Annotated in this window: 19 protein-coding genes and 1 pseudogene; 5 read left to right on the top strand and 15 right to left on the bottom strand. The window is 65.6% G+C overall.

The annotated features are described in order from the left end of the window. Positions 1–13 precede the first annotated feature (13 nt). Positions 14–793, top strand: a complete 780-nt coding sequence (locus G3N97_RS19350; RefSeq protein ID WP_205994667.1) for an exodeoxyribonuclease III — start codon at positions 14–16, stop codon at positions 791–793. 109 nt (positions 794–902) lie between these two features. Here G3N97_RS19350 and G3N97_RS19345 read toward each other — a convergent pair whose 3' ends face one another. The 8 genes from G3N97_RS19345 to argB form a co-directional block, all read right to left on the bottom strand. Further along, a complete protein-coding gene (locus G3N97_RS19345) occupies positions 903–1,955 on the bottom strand; it encodes a M48 family metallopeptidase (protein ID WP_346778087.1) in 1,053 nt (350 codons plus the stop codon). Between the two features lie 140 nt (positions 1,956–2,095). Further along, positions 2,096–3,565 carry an AmpG family muropeptide MFS transporter gene (locus tag G3N97_RS19340; protein WP_205994666.1) on the bottom strand — a complete coding sequence of 490 codons (1,470 nt, stop codon included), beginning with the start codon at positions 3,563–3,565 and terminating at the stop codon, positions 2,096–2,098. A 68-nt stretch (positions 3,566–3,633) separates the two neighbouring features. Beyond that, on the bottom strand, positions 3,634–4,242 hold the full coding sequence (metW, locus tag G3N97_RS19335; RefSeq protein WP_065061855.1) for a methionine biosynthesis protein MetW: 609 nt from the start codon (positions 4,240–4,242) through the stop codon (positions 3,634–3,636). After that, positions 4,239–5,384 (bottom strand): homoserine O-acetyltransferase, encoded by a 1,146-nt coding sequence (locus G3N97_RS19330; RefSeq protein WP_065061857.1) that lies wholly within the window; start codon positions 5,382–5,384, stop codon positions 4,239–4,241. Before G3N97_RS19330 ends, metW begins: the two co-directional genes overlap by 4 nt. A 303-nt stretch (positions 5,385–5,687) precedes the next feature. After that, positions 5,688–6,281, bottom strand: a complete 594-nt coding sequence (locus tag G3N97_RS19325) for an HdeD family acid-resistance protein (RefSeq protein WP_074982929.1) — start codon at positions 6,279–6,281, stop codon at positions 5,688–5,690. A 103-nt stretch (positions 6,282–6,384) separates the two neighbouring features. Then, positions 6,385–7,071 (bottom strand): nucleoid occlusion factor SlmA, encoded by a 687-nt coding sequence (gene slmA / locus G3N97_RS19320; protein ID WP_205994665.1) that lies wholly within the window; start codon positions 7,069–7,071, stop codon positions 6,385–6,387. 176 nt (positions 7,072–7,247) lie between these two features. Then, the gene (locus G3N97_RS19315; protein WP_205994664.1) at positions 7,248–8,039 is read right to left on the bottom strand and encodes a pyrimidine 5'-nucleotidase; all 792 of its coding nucleotides are present in this window, start codon (positions 8,037–8,039) and stop codon (positions 7,248–7,250) included. 51 nt (positions 8,040–8,090) lie between these two features. Beyond that, entirely contained in the window at positions 8,091–8,990 is a 900-nt protein-coding gene (gene argB, locus G3N97_RS19310; RefSeq protein ID WP_205994663.1) for an acetylglutamate kinase, read from the bottom strand. Positions 8,991–9,379: 389 nt separating this feature from the next. Here argB and G3N97_RS19305 point away from each other — a divergent pair, with 389 nt between their 5' ends. Beyond that, complete coding sequence (locus tag G3N97_RS19305) at positions 9,380–9,643, top strand: cysteine-rich CWC family protein (protein ID WP_205994662.1); 264 nt, start codon at positions 9,380–9,382, stop codon at positions 9,641–9,643. A 26-nt stretch (positions 9,644–9,669) separates the two neighbouring features. On the opposite strand, the gene G3N97_RS19300 is transcribed toward G3N97_RS19305, so the two are convergent. Further along, entirely contained in the window at positions 9,670–11,334 is a 1,665-nt protein-coding gene (locus G3N97_RS19300; RefSeq protein WP_205994661.1) for a hypothetical protein, read from the bottom strand. Positions 11,335–11,466: 132 nt separating this feature from the next. Here G3N97_RS19300 and G3N97_RS19295 point away from each other — a divergent pair. Beyond that, positions 11,467–12,804: pseudogene (locus tag G3N97_RS19295) on the top strand (ATP-binding protein); the annotation flags it as partial. A 154-nt stretch (positions 12,805–12,958) separates the two neighbouring features. Next, a complete protein-coding gene (locus G3N97_RS19290) occupies positions 12,959–13,501 on the top strand; it encodes a response regulator transcription factor (RefSeq protein WP_205994659.1) in 543 nt (180 codons plus the stop codon). 69 nt (positions 13,502–13,570) lie between these two features. Here the strand turns inward: G3N97_RS19290 and hslU are convergent, their stop codons facing one another. The 5 genes from hslU to G3N97_RS19265 form a co-directional block, all read right to left on the bottom strand. Continuing rightward, positions 13,571–14,929, bottom strand: coding sequence for an ATP-dependent protease ATPase subunit HslU (gene hslU / locus G3N97_RS19285; RefSeq protein ID WP_205994658.1), 1,359 nt, complete (start codon positions 14,927–14,929; stop codon positions 13,571–13,573). A gap of 35 nt (positions 14,930–14,964) precedes the next feature. Continuing rightward, a complete protein-coding gene (gene hslV / locus G3N97_RS19280) occupies positions 14,965–15,501 on the bottom strand; it encodes an ATP-dependent protease subunit HslV (protein ID WP_205994657.1) in 537 nt (178 codons plus the stop codon). 359 nt (positions 15,502–15,860) lie between these two features. Next, positions 15,861–16,280, bottom strand: coding sequence for an RNA polymerase-binding protein DksA (gene dksA, locus G3N97_RS19275; RefSeq protein WP_065061877.1), 420 nt, complete (start codon positions 16,278–16,280; stop codon positions 15,861–15,863). Between the two features lie 702 nt (positions 16,281–16,982). Then, positions 16,983–18,089 (bottom strand): GTP-binding protein, encoded by a 1,107-nt coding sequence (locus tag G3N97_RS19270; RefSeq protein ID WP_173816885.1) that lies wholly within the window; start codon positions 18,087–18,089, stop codon positions 16,983–16,985. A gap of 258 nt (positions 18,090–18,347) precedes the next feature. Beyond that, complete coding sequence (locus G3N97_RS19265; RefSeq protein ID WP_205994656.1) at positions 18,348–19,553, bottom strand: class I SAM-dependent rRNA methyltransferase; 1,206 nt, start codon at positions 19,551–19,553, stop codon at positions 18,348–18,350. Here G3N97_RS19265 and G3N97_RS39990 point away from each other — a divergent pair. Then, positions 19,552–19,677, top strand: a complete 126-nt coding sequence (locus G3N97_RS39990; protein ID WP_277397750.1) for a hypothetical protein — start codon at positions 19,552–19,554, stop codon at positions 19,675–19,677. The two genes, G3N97_RS19265 and G3N97_RS39990, sit on opposite strands and share 2 nt — an antisense overlap. Positions 19,678–19,706: 29 nt before the next feature. Here the strand turns inward: G3N97_RS39990 and G3N97_RS19260 are convergent. Continuing rightward, on the bottom strand, positions 19,707–20,443 hold a 737-nt coding region (locus G3N97_RS19260; RefSeq protein ID WP_205994655.1), incomplete at its 5' end, for a tyrosine recombinase XerC.

Raw genomic sequence — 20,443 nt, 5'->3', positions numbered from 1 at the left:
AAGGAAACACAACATGCTGCGTGTGATCACCGCGAACCTCAACGGCATCCGTTCGGCGGCGAAGAAGGGCTTCTTCGAATGGTTCGGCGACCAGAAAGCCGACGTGCTCTGCGTGCAGGAAATCAAGTGCTCGCAGGACGACATGACGCCCGAATTCCTCGCGCCGCACGACTTCAAGGGCTATTTCCAGCACGCGGTGAAGAAAGGCTACAGCGGCGCGGGCGTCTACACGCGTCACGAGCCGGACGACGTGATCATCGGCTTCGGCAGCGAGGAGTTCGACGCCGAAGGCCGCTACGTCGAAGCGCGCTTCGGCAATCTGTCGGTTATTTCGGTGTACGTGCCGTCGGGTTCGAGCGGCGAGGAGCGTCAGGCCGCGAAGTATCGCTTCATGGACGCGTTCATGCCGCATCTGGCCGAACTCAAGCGCGAGCGCGAAGTGGTGCTGTGCGGCGACGTGAACATCGTCCACAAGGAAATCGACATCAAGAACTGGAAGGGCAATCAGAAGAATTCCGGCTGCCTGCCCGAAGAGCGCGCGTGGCTCACGCAGCTGTTCGACGACGTCGGTTACGTGGATGTGTTCCGCACGATCGATCAGCGCCCCGAGCAGTACACGTGGTGGAGCAACCGCGGCCAGGCTTACGCGAAGAACGTGGGTTGGCGTATCGATTACCAGATCGCCACGCCGGGCATCGCGGCGACGGCGAAAGACGTGTCGGTGTTCAAGGACATCAAGTTCAGCGACCACGCGCCGCTGACGATCGACTACGACTGGAAGATGAAGAAGTAAGGTCGGTCCACGCAATTCCACGCAATTCGCAGGCAGAAAAATGGGCGCTCAGGCGCCCATTTTTTTCGTGCTTCATTCGCGATCCGGCGCGCGCGCCGTGCGCCGTGCTTCAGGGCGACGCCGCCACCTTGCGCTTTTGCACGGCCGGCATGCCCTCGTAGTCGGGCAACTGCGCGAGCGGCTTGCCGATCGCTTTCGCGTAGAGCGGCATCATGTCGGCGAGACGCTTGGCGATGTCGGCGCGCCGCGCGGGCGTGTACGGATGCACGTAGATGAAGCCCTGATCGCGATCGGCGCGGGTGGCCATCGCGAGCTTGTCCCAGAGCGTGAGCGCGGCGCGCGGATCGAAACCCGCGCGCGCGGCGATGTCGCTGCCGATCACGTCCGCTTCGGTTTCGTCGGCGCGGCCATAGTGCATCTCGACGAGTCGCGAGCCGATGCCGAGCGGGAACATGCCGAGGTCCGCGAGACCGAACAGTTGCGGCACCGCGCCCGATTCGATCTGCGCGGCCTGCTGTTCGCCGAGACGCTCGCGCACGTGCTCGCGCACCGCATGCGCGATCTCGTGGCCGAGCAGCATGCCGAGTTCGTTGTCGTTGAGCTTCACGCGGTCGAGCAGGCCGCCGTAGACGACGATCTTGCCGCCCGGCAGGCAATACATGCGGATGTCGGGCGAGCGCACCACGGCTACTTCCCACTTCCACGATTTCACGCGATCGCTCCACTTGAGCGCGTAGGGCGCGAGCTTGTCGACGAGTTGGCGCACGCGCTGCACGTGCGGATCGCTATCGGGATAGAGGCGGTTCGAATGCGCCGCGCCGCGCACGATCTCGTTGTATTCCGCGGTGGCCTGGGCTTCGAGCATCGGCGACGGAATCAGGCTGCGGAACACGGCGATATTGCCGAAGCGCACCACGCGGCCGGTGCTCGGGCCGCTGCTTTGTACGCCGCTTTGCGTGCCGGTTTGCGCGCTGTTTTGTGCACTGCCGGATGTTGCGTTCGGTGCTGCGCTGCCCGCGCTCGCGCCGCTCGATACGCCGCCCGCCGGGGCGCTCGACTCGGTGGCGGGCGTGGACGTCGCGCCGGCCGGGTTGGCGGCCGGATTTTCCGTGGCGTGCGCGAACTGGCCGACACCCGCCTGCAACGTGGCGACGAGCGTCAACGCGAGCGCGCGCAGCGCGGTGCGAAGACGCGGGCGAGTGCGTGAATGCAGCCGCTGCTGAACCGCCGCACCGCGCGCATCGCTTCCCTCCGGACGGCGTCGCGTCGAACGGAAAGCGAAAACTGCTGGCTGAGGCGGGGTCACGACCGGTTTCTCCACGGGGCGATACGAATGAGCAGGAGCATACCCGGTACGGCGAGCAGCGTGCAGACGACGAAGTAATCGAACCAGCCAATTTTAGCGACGACATAACCGCTCGCGGCGGACGCGAGCGTGCGCGGAATCGAGGCGAGGCTCGTGAACAGCGCGAACTGCGTGGCGGTGTAGCGCGGATCGGTGGTGCTGGCGATATAGGCGGTGAACGCGGCGAGCGTGAGGCCGGTTGCGAAGGTTTCGAAGCCGTAGACGAGCGCGAGCGCCACCGCGCGCGGATCGAGCGTGAGCTGCGTGTGCGCGCCGAACACGCTCGCGATCTGCGTGACGCCGTGGCTTACCGCGACCACGACGTCGTAGATCGCCGCGAGCGACGGCGAGCCCGGTCCGAGCTGCGCGAGCCACGCGAAGCCGAGCGTCGAAATCATCTGCAGGAAACCGAAGATCCACAAGCCGCGCCCGATGCCGATCTTCACCAGCGCGATGCCGCCGAGAATGCCGCCCGCGAGACTCGCGCCGAACGCGGTCATCTTGGCGATCACGCCGATCTCGGTGCGCGAATAGCCGATGTCGAGAAAGAACGACGTCGAGAGCGTGGTCGCCATCGTGTCGCCGAGCTTGTAGAGGAAGATGAACGCGAGCACGAACAGCGCGGCGGCGAGGCCGTCGCGGTTCACGAATTCGGCGAACGGCTGCACGATGGCTTCGCGCAGATTCTTCGGCGGCGCGCCGTGAATCTCGGGCTCCGTCACGACCAGCGAGAGGATCATGCCCGGAATCATGAACGCCGCCGTGACGACGAACACCGTGCTCCACGGCAGGTGATCGGAGAGGATCAGCGCGAGCGAGCCGGGCACGAGCGCCGCGATCTTGTACGCGTTCACGTGGACCGCGTTGCCCAGACCCTGTTCGGTATCCTTGAGCAGTTCGCGCCGGTAGGCGTCGACCGAAATGTCCTGGCTCGCGCCGAAGAACGCCACCAGCGCGGTGAGCGCGGCGACGGTCCAGATCGACTCTTTCGGGGAGACGAAACCGAGCGTGGCGATCGCGCCCGCCACGAGAATCTGCGTGACCAGCATCCAGCCGCGGCGGCGTCCGGGTTTCCAGCCCGGCAGGCGCGGCACGTAGCGGTCCATCAGCGGCGCCCAGACGAATTTCCAGGTATAGGGAAACTGGATCAGCGCGAAGAGGCCGATTTCCTTGAGATTGACGCCCTCGGAGCGCAGCCACGCCTGCACCAGATAGACGAGCGTGAAGAGCGGCAGCCCTGAGGTGAAGCCCAGAAACACGCAGATCAGCATGTGCGTGTTCAGGTACGCGCGCCAGCCCGGATGGTCTTCGTGAGCCGACAGGTCGTGCGCGTCGTGAGCGCCAACGTCGTGCGGGTTGTGCGCGGCGGGCGCGTGGCGCGCCTCGTGTGCGTCCTGCTTGGTGGCCTCTTGGGGCGGATTCGGCATGTCGTCGGGCGGCGGCGCGTGTGTATCGAGATGAATTCGGCGAGAAACGCGCGGCGCCGGTCCCGGCGTCAGCGTTTCTTCACGCGATAGACCGCAAGACTACCACGCCAGTTCACACCCCATCGCACGGTCTGGCCCCCATGCAGCACGGCGCGATCGAGAATTTCGATGCCGACTTCGGGCGCGAGCGCCTCGAAATCCTTCACCGTCAGCACGCGCACGTTCGGCGTGTTGTGCCACTGGTAGGGCAGCGACTTCGAGACCGGCATGCGCCCGCGCAGTACCGAAAGCCGGTGCGGCCAGTAACCGAAATTCGGGAACGAGACGATGCATTCCTTGCCCACGCGGGCCGTCTCGCGCAGGATCGCGGCGGTCTGGTGAATCGTCTGCAGCGTCTGCGAAAGAATCGCGAAATCGAAACTCGCGTCTTCGAACAGGCGCAGGCCGTCTTCCAGATTCTGCTGGATCACGTTGATGCCGTTCTTCGTCGAGGCGAGCACGCCCGCGTCGTTGATCTCGATGCCGTAGCCCGTGCATTCGAGCTCTTCGGAGAGCAGCGAAAGCAGCGCGCCGTCGCCGCAGCCGAGGTCGAGCACCTTCGAGCGCGGTTCGATCCAGCGCGCGATGGTGCGAAAGTCGGGACGGGCGGAAAGACTGTCGAAAGCGCTCTGGTTCATGCGCCCACCTCAGCAGCAATGCGTTCGTAATAGGCGCGCACCACGTTGTGATAGCGCGCGTCGTCGAGCAGGAAGGCGTCGTGGCCGTGCGGCGCGTCGATTTCCGCGTAGGTCACCTGACGATTGTGATCGAGCAGCGCCTTCACGAGTTCGCGCGAGCGCGCGGGCGCGAAACGCCAGTCGGTCGAGAAGCTCGCCACGAAATATTTCGCTTTCGTGTGCGCGAGCGCGCGGGTCAGGTCGCCGTCGAAGGTGCGGGCGGGATCGAAGTAATCGAGCGCGCGCGTGATCAGCAGATAGGTGTTGGCGTCGAAGTAATCGGCGAACTTGTCGCCCTGGTAGCGCAGATACGACTCCACTTCGAACTCCACGTCGAAGTTGAAGTTGTACTCGTTCTGCGCGCCCTCGGCGCGGCGCAGCGCGCGGCCGAATTTCTCGGCCATGTCGTCGTCGGAGAGATACGTGATGTGGCCGATCATGCGCGCGACGCGCAGGCCGCGCTTCGGCTTCACGTCGTGCGCGTAGTAGTCGCCGCCGTGGAAGTCCGGGTCCGAGAGAATCGACGAGCGCGCCACTTCGTTAAACGCGATGTTCTGCGCGGAGAGCTTGGGCGTGGAGGCGATCACCAGACAGTGACCGAGGCGGTCCGGATAGCGCAGGCTCCAGGCCAGCGCCTGCATGCCGCCGAGGCTGCCGCCCATCACCGCCGCGAACTTCTCGATGCCGAAGCGATCGGCCACGCGCGCCTGCGCGTCGACCCAGTCTTCCACCGTCACGACGGGAAATTTCGCGCCCCAGGGCTTGCCGGTGGCGGGATCGATGCTCATCGGGCCGGTCGAGCCGAAGCACGAGCCCAGATTGTTCACGCCGATCACGAAGAAGCGGTTGGTGTCGAGCGGCTTGCCCGGTCCGACCATGTTGTCCCACCAGCCGACGTCTTTGGGGTTGTCCGCGTAGACGCCCGCGACGTGGTGCGACGCATTGAGCGCGTGACAGACGAGCACCGCGTTGCTGCGTGCGGCATTGAGCGTGCCGTAGGTTTCGACCACGAGGTCGTACCCGGCCAGCGCCGTGCCGTTCTGCAGTTGCAGAGGCTCGTCGAAATGCAGTGTTTGAGGAGCGACGATGCCGATCGATTCCATTCGTTCCGCCTGTGTTTTTCGGGCGGCTAAACGGTGTCGGCGAGCGCGGAGTGCGAAAGAGTTGGCGCAGCTGACGACCTCTTTAGCCGCATTTATATCGAACTCCGGGCCCATGCCGTGGGAGTTCACGCGCCCGCAATCGAGTCAGCAAATCGGCGCGTGGGTGAAGCAAGTGAAGGCAGAGTATAGCGGAAAACGCCGGCGTCAATGCGGCGGACGGGTTGTCGCTGGAGCGGCGCGCGGGCGGCGGCGTGCGATGCCGCCGCCCGCGCGGTGCGCTATCCACGCAACTCCGGCGCAGGCTCAGCCGCCGTTCGGATGCGTGTTGCGCCAGCGCCGCAGCCCGAACGCGGCGACGATCATCAGGATGCCGTAGAGCACGGCGTAGGCGGCGATCACCCAGATCAGCGAGAGCGCGCCCGCGCCCGGAAACATGACGATGAAGAAGCCCACGGCGGCGGAGAGCAGTCCCGAGAGGCCGACCGCCCACGGATGCGCGATCGCGCGGCGGTACTGGAACGCGTAGATGATTTCGAAGACGCCGACCGCGAGCGCCCAGAAGCCGATGATCATCACCAGCACGATGGCCGTCTCGCCGGGCCAGAAGAGCGCCACGAGACCCGCGATCACGCCGATCAGGCCGACCACGACGTAGGTCCAGCGCCGCGTGCCGCCGCCGCGCGCGCCGTAGAGCAGCGCGAACGCGCCGTCGACGATCGCATAGGCGCCCCAGACGATGGCGAGCGTGATGACGGTGAAGCCGGGCCACATGAAGGCGAGCACGCCGAACACGATGGCGGCGATGCCGCGCGCGAGCAGCCAGCCCCAGTGCGCGGACAGCCCTGCGAGGATGGACAGGGCGGCGGGAGGAATTGGACGGGTGTCGGGACGGTTCATGCGTTCTTCTCCTTACGGGCGGAAATGAAGCGCACGGCCGCGACAGGCGAAAAGGCGCGCCGAACGTGCCGCAAGACAGGCGGAAAGAGCGGGCGCGGCCGCGCTACTGAAGAATCACGCGAATCTGTTCGTCGGCGTGCTCGCTGGGCGAGCGTGTGAAGCCGCTTTGCGCGTAACGGTGCCAGCAGCCGATCACATAGCGCACCACCAGATTCGCGCGCACCGCCGGATCGTAACCTTTTGGCGCGGCCGCTGCGCCGGGGTTGGCCGACGCGCTCTCGGCGAGTTCGGCGATGCCCACGCGCAGGCACTGGCGCAGCGTGGCCTCGATGCGGTCGAGCATCTGGTTCACGCGTTCGGCGAGGCGCTCGTGCTCGCCCACCAGCGCTTCGCAGGTCAGCACGCGCGTCATGCCGGCGTTTTTCGCCGAAAACTGGACCAGCATCAAGGCAATGGCGCGCGCCTGCAAAATGCCGCTGGGCTCCTTCGCGACGATCTGGTTCACGAGCGCGAACAGCGTCTGCTCGATGAAGTCGATCAGCCCTTCGTACATCTGCGCCTTGCTCGCGAAATGGCGATACAGCGCCGCTTCGGAGACGCCCAGCTTCGCGGCGAGCGCGGCGGTGGTGATCTTCTCGCCGCGCGGCGCTTCCAGCATGGCGGCGAGCGTCTGGAGAATGTGCACGCGGCGCTCGCCCGGCTTCGGACGGCTGGCGCGGCGCGGCGGTGCGTCGGCTGAGTCCGGTGATTCTGCTGCTACGACTGCGTCACGCGTTTCGGTCGGCTGCATGAATGTCGCCCCTGAGTCCGGATCGCGGCCCGCGGCGAGGCCGCCGGGCCGTCGAATCTTGCGGTGTGGTGTGCGTCCGGATGCGCGCTGACGTCAGCGCCTGCTCCGGATTCGTGTGCTGCGTGCTGCATGACGCGCCCGTGGTCCGTCGGGCGCGGCGCGGTCGGCGTTCGCGGTCAGTCTGTTACGTGCCGATACGTGCCGGTGACGCTGTGCGGTGGCTTGCGCGATTGGCCCCGCAGTTGCCCGGTCCGCAGTCCGCGTCCCAGCGATTTTAGCGAACGAATGCGATGGTCGACATAGTGAGGCCGTCCGCCGCGCGCGAGCGCCACGGGAAGGTGGCCGGTGATCCACACCGTCTGGATGCCGAGGCGGCGGTAGCGCTTCAGATGCCCGCGCGTGTCCTCGACGAGAATCGCGTCCTCGAAGGCCACGCCGATGTCGCGCAGCGTCTTGCGCAGCATCGACGCATCGGGCTTGGCGCGCCAGCGCTCGCGCGTGCGCATGTGCTCGATGGCCAGCACGCGCTCGAAGATCCGCTTGATGCCGAGCGCGTCGAGCACCGCGTGCGCGTAGTCGGTCGGACCGTTGGTCAGCACGATCTTGCGGCCGGGCAGCGCGCGCAGGATGCGCGCGAGGCCGCGCTCCGCGTGCAGCATGGCGCTCAGATCGTCGAAGGTATGGACGACCTTGAGGAAATCGTGCGGATCGATGGCGTGATGGCGCAGCAGGCCGAGCAGCGCCGCGCCGTAGCGGTGCGTGTAGCTCGTGCGCAGATGGTTCGCGACGTCGCGGCTCACGCCCAGCGAGTCGATGATGTACTGCGTCATGCCGCGGTTGATGGCCGGAAAGACCGCGCGCGACGCGCCGTGCAGCGTGTTGTCGAGGTCGAACAGCCAGACGGGGCGGTGTGCGGCGCGCGTCGGCCGCCGCCTGGGCGACCTGGACTGCGGGCGATTCACGTTCATGGGGGAGACAGCGTTGGCGGCGCGCAAGGCGCCGCCAACGCAGAGGGGGCGTCAGTGGGAGCGGATCATCGTGCCGAACGGCTGTTCGGTCAGAATTTCCAGCAGCACCGAGTGCTCGATGCGGCCGTCGATGATGTGCACCGAGCGCACGCCGCTCTTGGCCGCGTCGAGCGCCGACGAGATCTTCGGCAGCATGCCGCCGGAAATCGTGCCGTCCTCGAACAGCGCGTCGATCTCGCGCGCCGAAAGATCGGTCAGCAGATTGCCCGACTTGTCCATCACGCCGGGGATGTTCGTCATCATGACGAGCTTCTCGGCGTTGAGCACGACCGCGAGCTTGCCCGCCACGAGGTCGGCGTTGATGTTGTACGACAGACCGTCTTCACCGAAGCCGATCGGCGAAATGACCGGAATGAACGCGTCGTCCTGAAGCGCCTTCACGACGGCCGGGTTGATCGCCTCGACCTCGCCCACCTGGCCGATGTCGATGTACTGACCGGGGTTGTCGCGGTCCGGCATCATCAGCTTGCGCGCGTGGATCAGGCCGCCGTCCTTGCCGGTCAGGCCGACCGCGTGGCCGCCGAAATGGTTGATCAGCGTGACGATGTCCTGCTGCACCTCGCCGCCGAGCACCCACTCGACGACTTCCATGGTTTCTTCATCCGTGACGCGCATGCCCTGGATGAAGGTGCCTTGCTTGCCGATCTTTTTCAGCGCCGTGTCGATCTGCGGGCCGCCGCCGTGCACGATGACCGGGTTGATGCCCACGAGCTTCAGCAGGATCACGTCGCGCGCGAAGCCTTGCTTGAGCCGCTCTTCGGTCATGGCGTTGCCGCCGTATTTGATGACCACGGTCTTACCGTGGTACTGACGGATATAGGGCAGCGCTTCGGCCAGAATTTCGGCTTTCAGGGTGGGCGCGATCTGCGTGAGGTCGAGAGGCTCGGACATGGCGGCGGAGACTTGACAGAAAACGGGACAAAAACGAGACGAAAAGCGCGAAGAATCCGGTGTAACCGGCCGCGCGGGTCTGTGCGGGTCAAACAGGCCGAATTGTACAGGACTGGCGCGGCGCAACAGGGTTTGCGACCGGCTTTTAGCGACGGCGGCGTTGCAGTGCGGCAGGCTTACAGCCGCGCTCGTAATTTTGGGAAAATGCACTAATTCATTGTCGATATCGGGAAATTTATTCCTTTGAGCGGCGATGTCGCGGTGGGGAATGGGCGGCTGCCCGCGCGCGATGCGTTGTCTGGAACCAACGGGCCGCGCGGCCGCCCGGACGTGCGCTGCGCTGTGGCATCATTTCCCTACCGCCGACGCCGGCACACGAGGAGCGCGCCATGACCGCCTCCAGGCCCCACGCCGCCACGCAGTCCGCGACTCGGGACACCTCTTCGGACACCCCCCGCAGCGTCCGCTGTCCGCGCTGCGGCAACCGCTTCGACTGCGGCCGCCACGCTGAGCCGTTCGACTGCTGGTGCAAGTCGCTGCCTGCATTGCCCGCGAGTCAGCTCGATCCGCGCGGCCGCTGTCTGTGTCCCGAATGTCTCGCCGCCGCGGTCGCCTCGGAGCGGACGCCGTCAGGAAGCTCGCCGGGCCGTTGATACCGCGCGCCGGTTCCTGACCCGGCCTACGCAAGCGCCTCGCGATGCGCGCGGGCGAGTCCGGCCAGATCGGCGCTGACGGCGTCGAGCACGGGCTGCCAGTCGCGGAACTGCTTCTGCCGATACAGCGTGGTATTCGGATACCACGGGCTGTCACGGCGATCGAGCTGCCAGACCCAATGCGGATTCACGTCGAGCAGCCCCCACGTGCGCTTGCCGAGCGCGCCCGCCAGATGCGCCGCCGACGTACACACCGAAATCACCAGATCGAGTCCGTCGACGAAGGCGGCGGTGTCGTCGAAGTCGGGCCATTCGGCGCTGTAATCGGCGATCTCGAAGCCCGCCGCGCGCGCCGCCTCGACGTCGGCTTGCGCGCCCGGCTGCAGCGAGTAGAACGCCACGTCGGCGTGCAGGCCCGCAAACGCCTGCGCGAAGCGCTCCAGCCCGACGCGCCGGAACGGATTGCGCTGATGCGTGAGGCTGCCGGTCCAGGCGAGGCCGACTTTCAGGCGGCGCTGGCCGGCATCGGCGGCGAGCCGTTCGTGCCAGTAAGCGGCGCGCGCCGGATCGGGCGCGAGATAGGCGGCGGGACCGGGAATGGTGTCCTCGCGCGTCTCGAAGAGGAACGGCAGGCTCAGCAGCGACACCTCGCAGTCATACGGCGGCAGCGCTTCGACCGGACCGCCCGCGCAATAGAGATCGCAATCGGCGCCGAGGCTGCGCGAGAGCAGCGCGCCCATCTGCGGAAACGAATTCCAGACCAGTTTTCCGCCTTCGCGATGCACGCGTTCGGCGAGCATCGGCACGTAGCGGGCGAATTGCAGCAGGTCGCCCATGCCCTGTTCGCCCCACAGCAGCAGCGTGCGCCCGGCGAGCGGTTCGCCGCGCCATTGCGGTTTCGGAAACGCGGGCCGTCCCGCCGCGAGTTCGCGCGAACCCTGCCAGCGCAGTTCGTGGCCGGCCCAGCCTTCGGCATAAGCGCCGCGCAGGAGCTGCAGAATCGCCAGATTGAAACGCGACGAGGCCCCGTTGGGCGCATACTCGCAGGCGGCGCGCGCCATGCGTTCCGCTTCGTCCCAGTCTTGCGCTTCCTTGCACACCATCGCGTAGTTGTTGAGCGCGAGCGGGTCGTGCGGCGCGAGCGCGATGGCTCGCCGGGCTGCGTCATGAGGTCGCGCAAGATCGATGTCGGTCGGACGCAGCAACGCGAGGTTGACCCATGCCCGACTGTCGTTCGGATCGGCCGCGACGGCTTCTTCGAGAAGCCGATCGATCTCGCTTCTCTCAGAATTGATAAGCATCAACGAGATTGCAAGATTGTTGCGAAGATTTGGAAACGTTTGGTCGATTGCGAGCGCGCGGCGGTATGGTTCGACGGCATCGGCATGACGATTCGCGAATTGCAGGGCGAGTCCGGCGGCGAATTGCGCCGCCACGCGAGTGGGCGCGAGGCGGGCCACGGCCAGCGCAATCCGCAGTGCGGCGTGGGCTTTGGCGGGTTCCTTCACCTCGGCGGCGATGCCGATCAGCGCGTCGTCGCCGAGCGCGAGCAGTGTGGCGCGCATATTGGTTAGCAGTGCATGGGCTTCTTCGGGTGCCGTCTGTGCCGGGTCCGCCCGCACGGCGGCATCGACGAAATCGAGGAAGAGATTCCTTACCGGCTGAAGCGGATCGTGGGTATCCGTTTGCATGTTTTTATCGGCCTTAGATGATTAATGCGGCTTCAGGCAAATCTTTTTCGAGCAGATTCGACTATGAGCAATATTCAAACAAAGCTGCTCAGGTTAAGGAATCGGACAAGTACGAACAGGTAAACTGACAGCATGCATCGAATAACCGTCAGTGCTCGCGTCAATCTCAGCCATCTGTTCTGGCTGCGCAGTCTCGCCATCATCGGCCAGCTCTGCACGATTGCGTTCGTGCAATTTTTCTTCGGCGTGCAACTGCCGCTGCCTGCCATGCTGTTCGTGATCGCCCTCGAAGTGGCGTTCAACGGCGTCACCTGGCTGCGCGTCACGCAGGACCGTCCCGAATCCAATCTCGAACTGTTCGGCCAGATCTGGGTCGACCTCGGCGCGCTCTCGGCGCTGCTGTTCCTTTCGGGCGGCACGACCAATCCGTTCGTCTCGCTCTATCTGCCTTCGCTCGCGATCGCGGCGGCCGTGCTGCCCTGGTATCTCACGGCGTGGCTCGCGTGCTTCGCGGTCGCCTGCTACGTGCTGCTCGGCTTCGACAACGTACCGCTCAACCTCGACAACCCGTCGAACCTGTTCGACTACTACCGCGCCGGCACGTGGGTGAACTTCATGGTGAGCGTGGCGCTCATCGTCTGGTTCGTCGCGCGGATGTCGCGTGCGTTGCGCCAGCGCGAATACGCGCTCGCCGACGCGCAGCAGCGCCTCCTGCGCGACGAACGCGCGGTCGCGCTCGGCGTGCAGGCGGCCACGGTCGCGCACGAGATCGGCACGCCGCTCTCCACCATTTCCATGCTCACCGAAGAGCTGCGCGACATCGCGCGTACCGACAAAGGTCTCGCGCCCTACGGCGCTGATCTCGAACTGCTCGACAAGCAGATCACGCTCTGCACCTCCGCGCTCGCGCGCCTGCGCAGCCGCGCCTCGTCGGCGGGCAGCCGTCAGGTCGTGGGCGAATGGCTCGGGCCGTTCGTCGAGCAATGGCGTCTGCGCCATCCGCACGTGAAGTTCGAATTGCAGGGCGAACCGCCCGCCGATCTGAGCCTCGACGACACCGTCGCGGTCGGCCAGATCCTCACTATTCTGCTCGACAACGCCGCGCGCGCGAGCCGCGACTTCGTCTCGCTGCGCGCGTATCCGTCGCCGCGCCTGAACGACTTTATCGATTTCGAAGTCTGCGACGCGGGTCCGGGCATTCCGGCTTCACTGCGCGCCTCGCTGGGCGCCGCACCTGTGGACAGCACGCAGGGCGGTCACGGCGTCGGGCTCTATCTGGCGTTTTCGTCGGCGGCGCGGCTGGGCGGTTCGATCGAACTGACCGACGCGACGTCGGCCGGCGCGTCGTCCGAGGGCGGCGTGTCCGAAGGGAGCAGTGGAGGAGTCGCAGCGAGTGCTGCGGCCGCGGTGGGCGGCGGCACGCGCGCGCGCAAGGCGCGCGGGACGCGTGCGGTGCTGCGGGTGCCCGTGAAAACGGGCGGCCCGGCACAGGCGCCGGCATCGCCGGGCGAGACGGACCAGGTTGCGGGCTCGCGCAATGGCGCGGCGGCCAAGGGTCCGGATATTGAATCAGGCGAGGGGCCGGCCCGGCCCGACGCGGCCTAAACAACACGGAGAATGTGGCATGAGCGATATGAATTTTCTGGTGATCGACGACGACGAAGTCTTCTCCGACATCCTGACACGCGGTCTCACACGGCGCGGCTTTCAGGTCCAGCAGGCGCACAACGCCGACGAGGCGGTGCGCTTCGCGAACCAGCAGAAGTTTGCGCAAATCACCGTCGACCTGCATCTGGGCAACGACTCGGGCCTGTCGCTGATCGCGCCGCTGCGCGACCTGCAGCCCGACGCACGCATGCTGGTGCTCACGGGTTACGCGAGCATCGCCACGGCGGTGCAGGCGGTGAAAGACGGCGCGGACAACTATCTGGCCAAGCCCGCGAACGTCGAAATGATTCTCTCGGCACTGCAAAGCGACGCGAGCGCGCTGCAAGCCGAAGCGGCCATCGAGCATCCCACGCCGCTGTCGGTTGCGCGCCTCGAATGGGAGCACATCCAGCGCGTGCTGGCCGAGCACGGCGGCAACATTTCCGCCACGGCGCGCGCGCTCAACATGCACCGTCGCACGCTGCAACGCAAGCTCGCGAAGCGGCCGGTCAAGCAGTAAGCGTCACGGCGCAGCCATGAAAAAAGCCCTGCATTGCAGGGCTTTTTTCATTGGCGAGACGCGTGACGATCAGAGCACGTAGCGCGACAGATCTTCGTCCTGCGCGACTTCGCCGAGCGCCTTGTCGACGTAGGCGGCGTCCACCGTCACGCTCTGGCCCGCATGGTTGCCAGCCGCGAACGACACGTCTTCCAGCAGCTTTTCGATGACGGTGTAAAGGCGTCGCGCGCCGATGTTCTCGGTCTTCTCGTTGACCGAGTAGGCGATTTCCGCAAGGCGGCGAATGCCGTCTTCCGCGAAGTCGAGCTGCACGTCTTCGGTCGCGAGCAGCGCCTGATACTGCTTCACGAGGCTGGCGTCGGTCGAAACCAGAATCGCTTCGAAGTCCTTCACGGACAGCGATTCCAGTTCCACGCGAATCGGGAAACGCCCCTGCAGTTCGGGGATCAGATCGCTCGGCTTCGACAGATGGAACGCACCGCTCGCGATGAACAGGATGTGATCGGTCTTGATCATCCCGTACTTCGTGTTGATGGTGGTGCCTTCCACGAGCGGCAGCAGATCGCGCTGCACGCCCTGGCGCGAGACTTCGCCGCCACCGGCGCCTTCGTTGTTGCGCGAGGCGATCTTGTCGATTTCGTCGAGGAACACGATGCCGTTCTGCTCGACGTTCTGCACGGCCTTCTGCTTGACCTCTTCGTCATTGAGCATCTTGGCCGCTTCTTCGTCGGTGATCAGCTTGAGCGCTTCCTTGACCTTCACCTTGCGGCGCGTTTTCTTGCCGCCGCCGAGATTGGCGAACATCGAGCGGATCTGCTCGGTCATGTCTTCCATGCCCGGCGGCCCCATGATGTCCATGCCCGCTTGCGGCATCTCGACGTCGAGTTCGATTTCCTTGTCGTCGAGCTGGCCTTCGCGCAGGCGCTTGCGGAAGGTCTGGCGCGTGGCGTTGTCGCCGCCTTCTGCCGGCGCCGACGTCGACGCGTCGGACGAACCGAAGCCGACCGGGCGCGCGCTCGGCAGCAGGATGTCGAGAATGCGGTCTTCGGCCTGATCGGTGGCCTTGCTGCGCACCTTGCGCATTTCCGTTTCGCGCGTCTGCTTCACGGCGATTTCGATCAGATCGCGCACGATGCTGTCGACGTCGCGGCCCACGTAGCCCACTTCGGTGAACTTGGTGGCTTCGATCTTGATGAAGGGCGCGTCGGCGAGCTTCGCCAGACGGCGCGCGATTTCGGTCTTGCCGACGCCCGTCGGCCCGATCATGAGGATGTTCTTCGGCGTGATTTCCTGGCGCAGCGGGTCGGCGACCTGCTGGCGGCGCCAGCGGTTGCGCAGCGCGACGGCCACGGCCTTTTTCGCTTTCGCCTGGCCGATGATGTGCTTGTCGAGTTCCGAGACGATCTCGGCGGGGGTCATGGTGCTCATCCTGATTCCTTCTCGTCGGTTCGGTCTGGGTACGCTTACTCGATCGTCTCGATCACGCGGTTGTGATTCGTGTAGATACACATGTCGCCGGCAATTTCGAGCGACTTTTCGACGATCTCGCGCGGCGAGAGGTCGGTGTTCTGCATGAGCGCGCGGGCCGCGGCCTGCGCATACGCGCCGCCCGAACCGATGGCGCAGATGCCTTCTTCGGGATCGAGCACGTCGCCGTTACCGGTGATGACGAGCGTGGTGGTGGCGTCGGCGGCGATCAGCATCGCTTCGAGACGACGCAGCATGCGGTCGGTGCGCCAGTCCTTCGCGAGCTCGACGGCTGCGCGGGTGAGATTGCCTTGATGCTTTTCGAGCTTGGCTTCGAAGCGGTCGAGCAGCGAGAACGCGTCGGCGGTGCCGCCGGCGAAGCCGACCATCACCTTGCCGCCGTAGATGCGCCGCACCTTCTTCGCGCCACCCTTCATGACGATGTTGCCGAGGGTGACCTGACCGTCGCCGCCGAGGGCGACTTTGTCGCCGCGTCGCACGGATACGATGGTCGTGCCGTGATATTGCTCCATGTGCGTTCCTTTTTACCGTTGATGCCAGCGTGTTGCGTGGACTTCGCGCGGCGGCATGCGCGCCGCGCCTGCGGATCCGGTTACGCGCCGTACGCGGCGCGAGGCGCGCGAGCGGGCGTGTCGGTAGAAGTTTAGGGCGGCAGCGGGCAGTTCAAGGTCTGACAGCGCAGAAAAGCCGTGACGGCATGCGATCCGGCGTGGTGCTCGGGCCGCTCGCGCCGCGCGAAGCAATGAGGGAGGGAACGGAAAACGCGGGAGAGGCGGGGACGTGATGCAAATGAAAAAGCGCACGGGACTCCGTGCGCTTCGAAAGAAGGCAGTCGATCCGGCACGCGCCGCGTGGCGCCGCCGGCGGCCAATCAGTCGCCGAACAGCTTCTGGCGCAGTTCGCGACGCTCTTGCGCTTCGAGCGAGAGCGTGGCGGTCGGGCGCGCGAGCATACGCGGGATGCCGATCGGCTCGCCCGTTTCCTCGCACCAGCCGTAGTCGCCGGAGTCGATGCGCGCGAGCGACTGCTGCACCTTCTTCAGCAGCTTGCGCTCGCGGTCGCGCGTGCGCAGTTCGAGCGCGTGCTCTTCTTCGATCGTCGCGCGGTCGGCCGGATCGGGAACGATCACGGTTTCGCGCAGATTCTCGGTGGTCTGGCCCGCATTGCGGAGGATTTCCGCCTGCAGCTGTTCGAGCCGGTTCTTGAAGAAGGCGAGCTGATCCTCGTTCATGTAATCCTTGTCGCTCATCTTCAGGATTTCGGCTTCGGTCAAGAGTCGTTTCGTCGTCATCTGGCTTGCTTCTTCAATGAGTGAGGCAAAACTGGCACATCTTGCCTGCACTTGGGTGTTGCCCGCAGTGGCTTTGACCACGTTTGCGCGCGCTGCTCGCGCGCCACAAACTGCGCGCTGGCGGGCACGACGATGGTTCGTCGCTGACGCCTGAGCGCCGCTGCGGGGCCGAACTCCTCTGGAAACCGTTCTTCAGATGCTCCTGAGGCATATTTCGTACCGGCTGCGCGCTGCGACGCGATGCGCGGCCGGGGAGGCGCGTTTTTTCCGGATAGCTTGTCGAGCCATTTCCGGCGGGCGCCCTGTCTTCCAGTGGGGCCGTATTGTAACCGAACCGCAAACTCACGCTGCAAGCGGGAAATCCCTGCGTCAGCAGCCTTCGTCCGGCGATCGATATCCAGAAAATATAACGCGCCAATCGTGAAAAAGCGATGGTCGGGTACGTTATTTGACGCCTGATGCGTGAATCGTCGCCAGAAAAGCGCTTTTGAGGCCGCTAAGAGGTGCTTTAGGCGGACTTCCGCGCGGTTTCCGGTCAGTTTACGGCCGATTTCAGGGCAACCTGAGGCCGACTTGAGGCTAACCTGAGGTCAACTTCGGGCAAACTCGCGCGCTTCCAGGCCCGCGTTTGCCCCGCGATCGTGGCGCGTGCAAACAAAAACGCCCGGCGAGCAGCCGGGCGTCGCGCTCAGTGAGCGTCGCTTACTTCACGAGACAGGCGTCGAGGCCGTCGGTGATCAGGTCCTGAGGCAGTTCGATGCCGATGAACACCATCTTGCTGGTCTTCTTCTCGACCGGCAGCCACTTGGCCGCGAGGTCGCTGCCCATCATCTGGTGCACGCCCTGGAACACGACCTTGCGGTCCACGCCCTTCATGTAGAGCACGCCCTTGTAGCGCAGCAGGCGCTCACCGTAGATCTGCAGGATGCCGCCGAGGAAGTCCTCGAGGCGGTTCGGATCGAACGGCTTGTCGCTGCGGTAGACGAACGACTTGATCTTGTCGTCGTGGTGCGCATGGTGGTGGTGATGGCCGTGGTCGTGGCCTTCGTGCGTGCACTTGCCGTGGTCGTGATCGCAATCGGCGTGGTCGCCGTGATCGTGACCGTGGCCGTGTTCATGGCCGTGATCGTGATGATCGTGCGCGTGGTCGTGCTCGTCCTCGGCGAGGAAGTCGGGATCGATTTCGAGCTTGGCGTTCAGATTGAAGCCGCGCAGATCGAACACTTCCTTGATGTCCGCTTCGCCGAAATTCACCTCGCGCACCTGCGCCTTCGGGTTCATGTGCAGCACGCGGTGACGCAGATCGGCGACTTCCTTCGCGTCGACGAGGTCGGCCTTCGTGATGAACAGGCGGTCGGCGAAACCGACCTGGCGCTGCACCACTTCGTGCTCGTCGAGCTGCTTGTTGCCGTGCTTGGCGTCGACCAGCGTGATGATCGCGTCGAGCAGGAATTCGTCGGCGATCTCGTTATCCATGAAGAAGGTCTGCGCGACCGGACCCGGATTCGCAAGGCCCGTCGTCTCGATCACGACGCGCTCGAAGTCGAGCTTGCCGTCGCGCTTTTGCTGCGCGAGGTCGGCGAGCACGCGCGAGAGGTCGCCGCGGATCGTGCAGCAGATGCAGCCGTTGCTCATCTGGATGATCTGCTCGTTGCTGTCCTGCACGAGAATTTCGTTGTCGATATTCTCTTCGCCGAATTCGTTCTCGATCACGGCGATCTTCATGCCGTGGTTTTCGCCGAGGATGCGCTTGAGCAGCGTGGTCTTGCCGCTGCCGAGGAAGCCGGTCAGGATGGTGACGGGAATCATGCTGTTTGCCATGCTCTTTGCCTGGTAAGTGTCTCGTATGGGCGGCGCGGCGCAAGCGCCCGCGTGCCGGAATCTCGCGGTGTTACAACATAACCACCTATTGGAACATATCTGCGGCGAGGGCGCTGGCGCGGCTTCGATTCAATGGACACGCGAAGGCGATTCGGGGTCGAATCCGCGCTTCGGGTCCGCGCTTCAAGTTCGTATCGATGATGCCCGCGCGCGCCGCTTGCGAACCCAGCCGCAGATAAGGCCGCTTCAGGCGATTTGCAACAGCAGGCCCTTCAGATACTCGCCTTCCGGGAACGCCGTGAGCAGCGGATGATCGACGCCCGCGCCGAGGCGCTTGATGATGCGCGCATCGACCTTCGCGTCGGCGGCCGCGCCCGCGACGATCTTCTGGAACAGCTCCGCGTCGATCGCGCCCGAGCACGAATACGTGAACAGCAGGCCGCCCGGACGCAGCAGCTTGAAACCGGTCAGATTGATGTCCTTGTAGGCACGCGCGGCGCGGTCCACGTGCTCGCGCGACGCCGCGAACTTCGGCGGATCGAGCACCACGAGGTCAAAGCGCTCGCCTTCTTCGTGCAGCCGGCGCAGCGTCTTGAACGCGTCGGCGTCGAGCCAGGTGGCGCGCCCGGCGTCGAAGCCGTTGGCCTGCACGTTCTTCTGCGCGGTGTTCAACGCCTCGCCCGACGAGTCGATCGACACCACGCGTTTCGCGCCGCCCTTCATCGCCGCGAGCGAGAAGCCGCCCGTGTAGCAGAAGCAGTTGAGCACGTCGCGGTCTTGCGCATAGGTCTGCACGAGCGCGCGGTTGTCGCGCTGATCGACATAGAAGCCGGTCTTGTGGCCGTTGCGCACGTCGACGTGATAACGCACGCCGTTTTCGTTCGCGATGATCGTTTCGGGCGGTTCGTCGCCGGCGAGCAGGCCGGTGATCTGTTCGAGCCCTTCCTTGTCGCGGATCGAGACGTCCGAGCGCTCGTAGACGTTCGGGCAGCCGGTCGCCGAGGTCAGCGCGTTGACGATCGCTTCCTTCCACGCCTCGACGCCCGCCGCCATGAACTGGCAGACCAGCTGGCCGCGCGGGTTCTGCGCGACGTCCTCGATGTACCAGTCGACGATCAGGCCGGGCAGGCCGTCCGCCTCGCCGAAGATCAGACGCACGGCGCCGGTGTCGCGCACCATCGCCTGACGATGGGCGAGCGCGCGCTGCACGCGGCGCTTGAAGAACGCGTGGTCGATGGGTTCGTTTTCGTCGAAGCTCCAGACGCGCGCGCGGATCTGCGAATGCGGGCTGTAGGCGGCGCGCGCGAGGAAGCGGCCGTCGTGGGCGCGCACGATCACCGTGGCGCCGGACGCGGGCTTGCCTTCGACGCGGTCGATCGCGTTCGCGTAGACCCAGGGATGGCGGCGCAGCAGGGATTTTTCTTTCGACGGCTTGAGGGTGACGATATTCATGATGGCTTCGCTAAAGGTGATGCGGCGGCGGGCGTTGCGCCTGCCGCTTGCGGGCGCGCCGCGTGTCGCTCAGGATCACGCGCGCGCCGGAGTGTTCGGGCCGGTCGCGCCGGAGGCCGACTGATCGTCCCCTGAGCGCCCCCCGAGTGCCCCCTAATCGCGCTTCTTCGCGCGTGGGTGGGCGTTGTCGTAGACCTTGGCGAGATGCTGGAAATCGAGCGACGTGTAGACCTGCGTGGCCGAAATGCTCGCATGGCCCAGCAGTTCCTGCACGGCGCGCAGATCGCCGCTCGATTGCAGCAGATGCGTGGCGAACGAGTGCCGCAGCACGTGCGGATGCACGTTCGCCGGAATGCCCGCCGCGAGCGCCGCGCGCTTGACGCGCTCGCGCACCACGCCGGGCGCCATGCGGTTGCCGCGCACGGAAACGAACAGCGGCGCGTCGTCGTGCTTGATCCAGGCGTCGCGCACGGCGAGCCACGCGTCGAGCGCAGCGAGCGCCTTGCTGCCGACCGGCACCATGCGATGGCGGTTGCCCTTGCCGTGCACTTCGACTTCGGCGGCGTCGCGCTTGAACCAGCTCGACGACTCGTAACCGTCGCGGCGGATATAGCGCACGTCGAGCCCGACCAGTTCCGCGAGGCGCAGGCCCGACGAGTAGAACAGTTCGAGCATCGCGTGATCGCGCAGCGTTTCGAGGTTGTCCGCGCCCGTGCTCGCGGGCGGCGGCGCTTCCATGAGGCGCGTGGCATCGTCGACGGACAGCGCCTTGGGCAGCGTCTTCGCGCGCTTGGGCGCACGCACGGCGGCGACGGGATTCGCGTCGAGCTCGACGCGCCCCGCATACCAGCGATAGAACGCGCGCCACGCCGACAGCCGGTGCGCGATCG

It is taken from the genome of Paraburkholderia sp. Ac-20347, from assembly GCF_017104805.1.
Classification (GTDB): domain Bacteria; phylum Pseudomonadota; class Gammaproteobacteria; order Burkholderiales; family Burkholderiaceae; genus Paraburkholderia; species Paraburkholderia tropica.
This window is presented reverse-complemented; position numbering and strand designations above follow the sequence as displayed.

What these genes read in the sequence shown, in the direction of transcription:
- dksA (WP_065061877.1), bottom strand. Translation starts at nt 16,280, where the DNA reads ATGACGACGAAACGACTCTTGACCGAAGCCGAAATCCTGAAGATGAGC.
- hslV (WP_205994657.1), bottom strand. Translation starts at nt 15,501, where the DNA reads ATGGAGCAATATCACGGCACGACCATCGTATCCGTGCGACGCGGCGAC.
- slmA (WP_205994665.1), bottom strand. Translation starts at nt 7,071, where the DNA reads ATGCAGCCGACCGAAACGCGTGACGCAGTCGTAGCAGCAGAATCACCG.
- G3N97_RS19315 (WP_205994664.1), bottom strand. Translation starts at nt 8,039, where the DNA reads ATGAACGTGAATCGCCCGCAGTCCAGGTCGCCCAGGCGGCGGCCGACG.
- metW (WP_065061855.1), bottom strand. Translation starts at nt 4,242, where the DNA reads ATGAACCAGAGCGCTTTCGACAGTCTTTCCGCCCGTCCCGACTTTCGC.
- G3N97_RS19265 (WP_205994656.1), bottom strand. Translation starts at nt 19,553, where the DNA reads ATGAATATCGTCACCCTCAAGCCGTCGAAAGAAAAATCCCTGCTGCGC.
- G3N97_RS39990 (WP_277397750.1), top strand. Translation starts at nt 19,552, where the DNA reads ATGATGGCTTCGCTAAAGGTGATGCGGCGGCGGGCGTTGCGCCTGCCG.
- G3N97_RS19270 (WP_173816885.1), bottom strand. Translation starts at nt 18,089, where the DNA reads ATGATTCCCGTCACCATCCTGACCGGCTTCCTCGGCAGCGGCAAGACC.
- G3N97_RS19350 (WP_205994667.1), top strand. Translation starts at nt 14, where the DNA reads ATGCTGCGTGTGATCACCGCGAACCTCAACGGCATCCGTTCGGCGGCG.
- G3N97_RS19305 (WP_205994662.1), top strand. Translation starts at nt 9,380, where the DNA reads ATGACCGCCTCCAGGCCCCACGCCGCCACGCAGTCCGCGACTCGGGAC.
- G3N97_RS19340 (WP_205994666.1), bottom strand. Translation starts at nt 3,565, where the DNA reads ATGCCGAATCCGCCCCAAGAGGCCACCAAGCAGGACGCACACGAGGCG.
- G3N97_RS19330 (WP_065061857.1), bottom strand. Translation starts at nt 5,384, where the DNA reads ATGGAATCGATCGGCATCGTCGCTCCTCAAACACTGCATTTCGACGAG.
- G3N97_RS19300 (WP_205994661.1), bottom strand. Translation starts at nt 11,334, where the DNA reads ATGCAAACGGATACCCACGATCCGCTTCAGCCGGTAAGGAATCTCTTC.
- G3N97_RS19325 (WP_074982929.1), bottom strand. Translation starts at nt 6,281, where the DNA reads ATGAACCGTCCCGACACCCGTCCAATTCCTCCCGCCGCCCTGTCCATC.
- G3N97_RS19290 (WP_205994659.1), top strand. Translation starts at nt 12,959, where the DNA reads ATGAGCGATATGAATTTTCTGGTGATCGACGACGACGAAGTCTTCTCC.
- hslU (WP_205994658.1), bottom strand. Translation starts at nt 14,929, where the DNA reads ATGAGCACCATGACCCCCGCCGAGATCGTCTCGGAACTCGACAAGCAC.
- argB (WP_205994663.1), bottom strand. Translation starts at nt 8,990, where the DNA reads ATGTCCGAGCCTCTCGACCTCACGCAGATCGCGCCCACCCTGAAAGCC.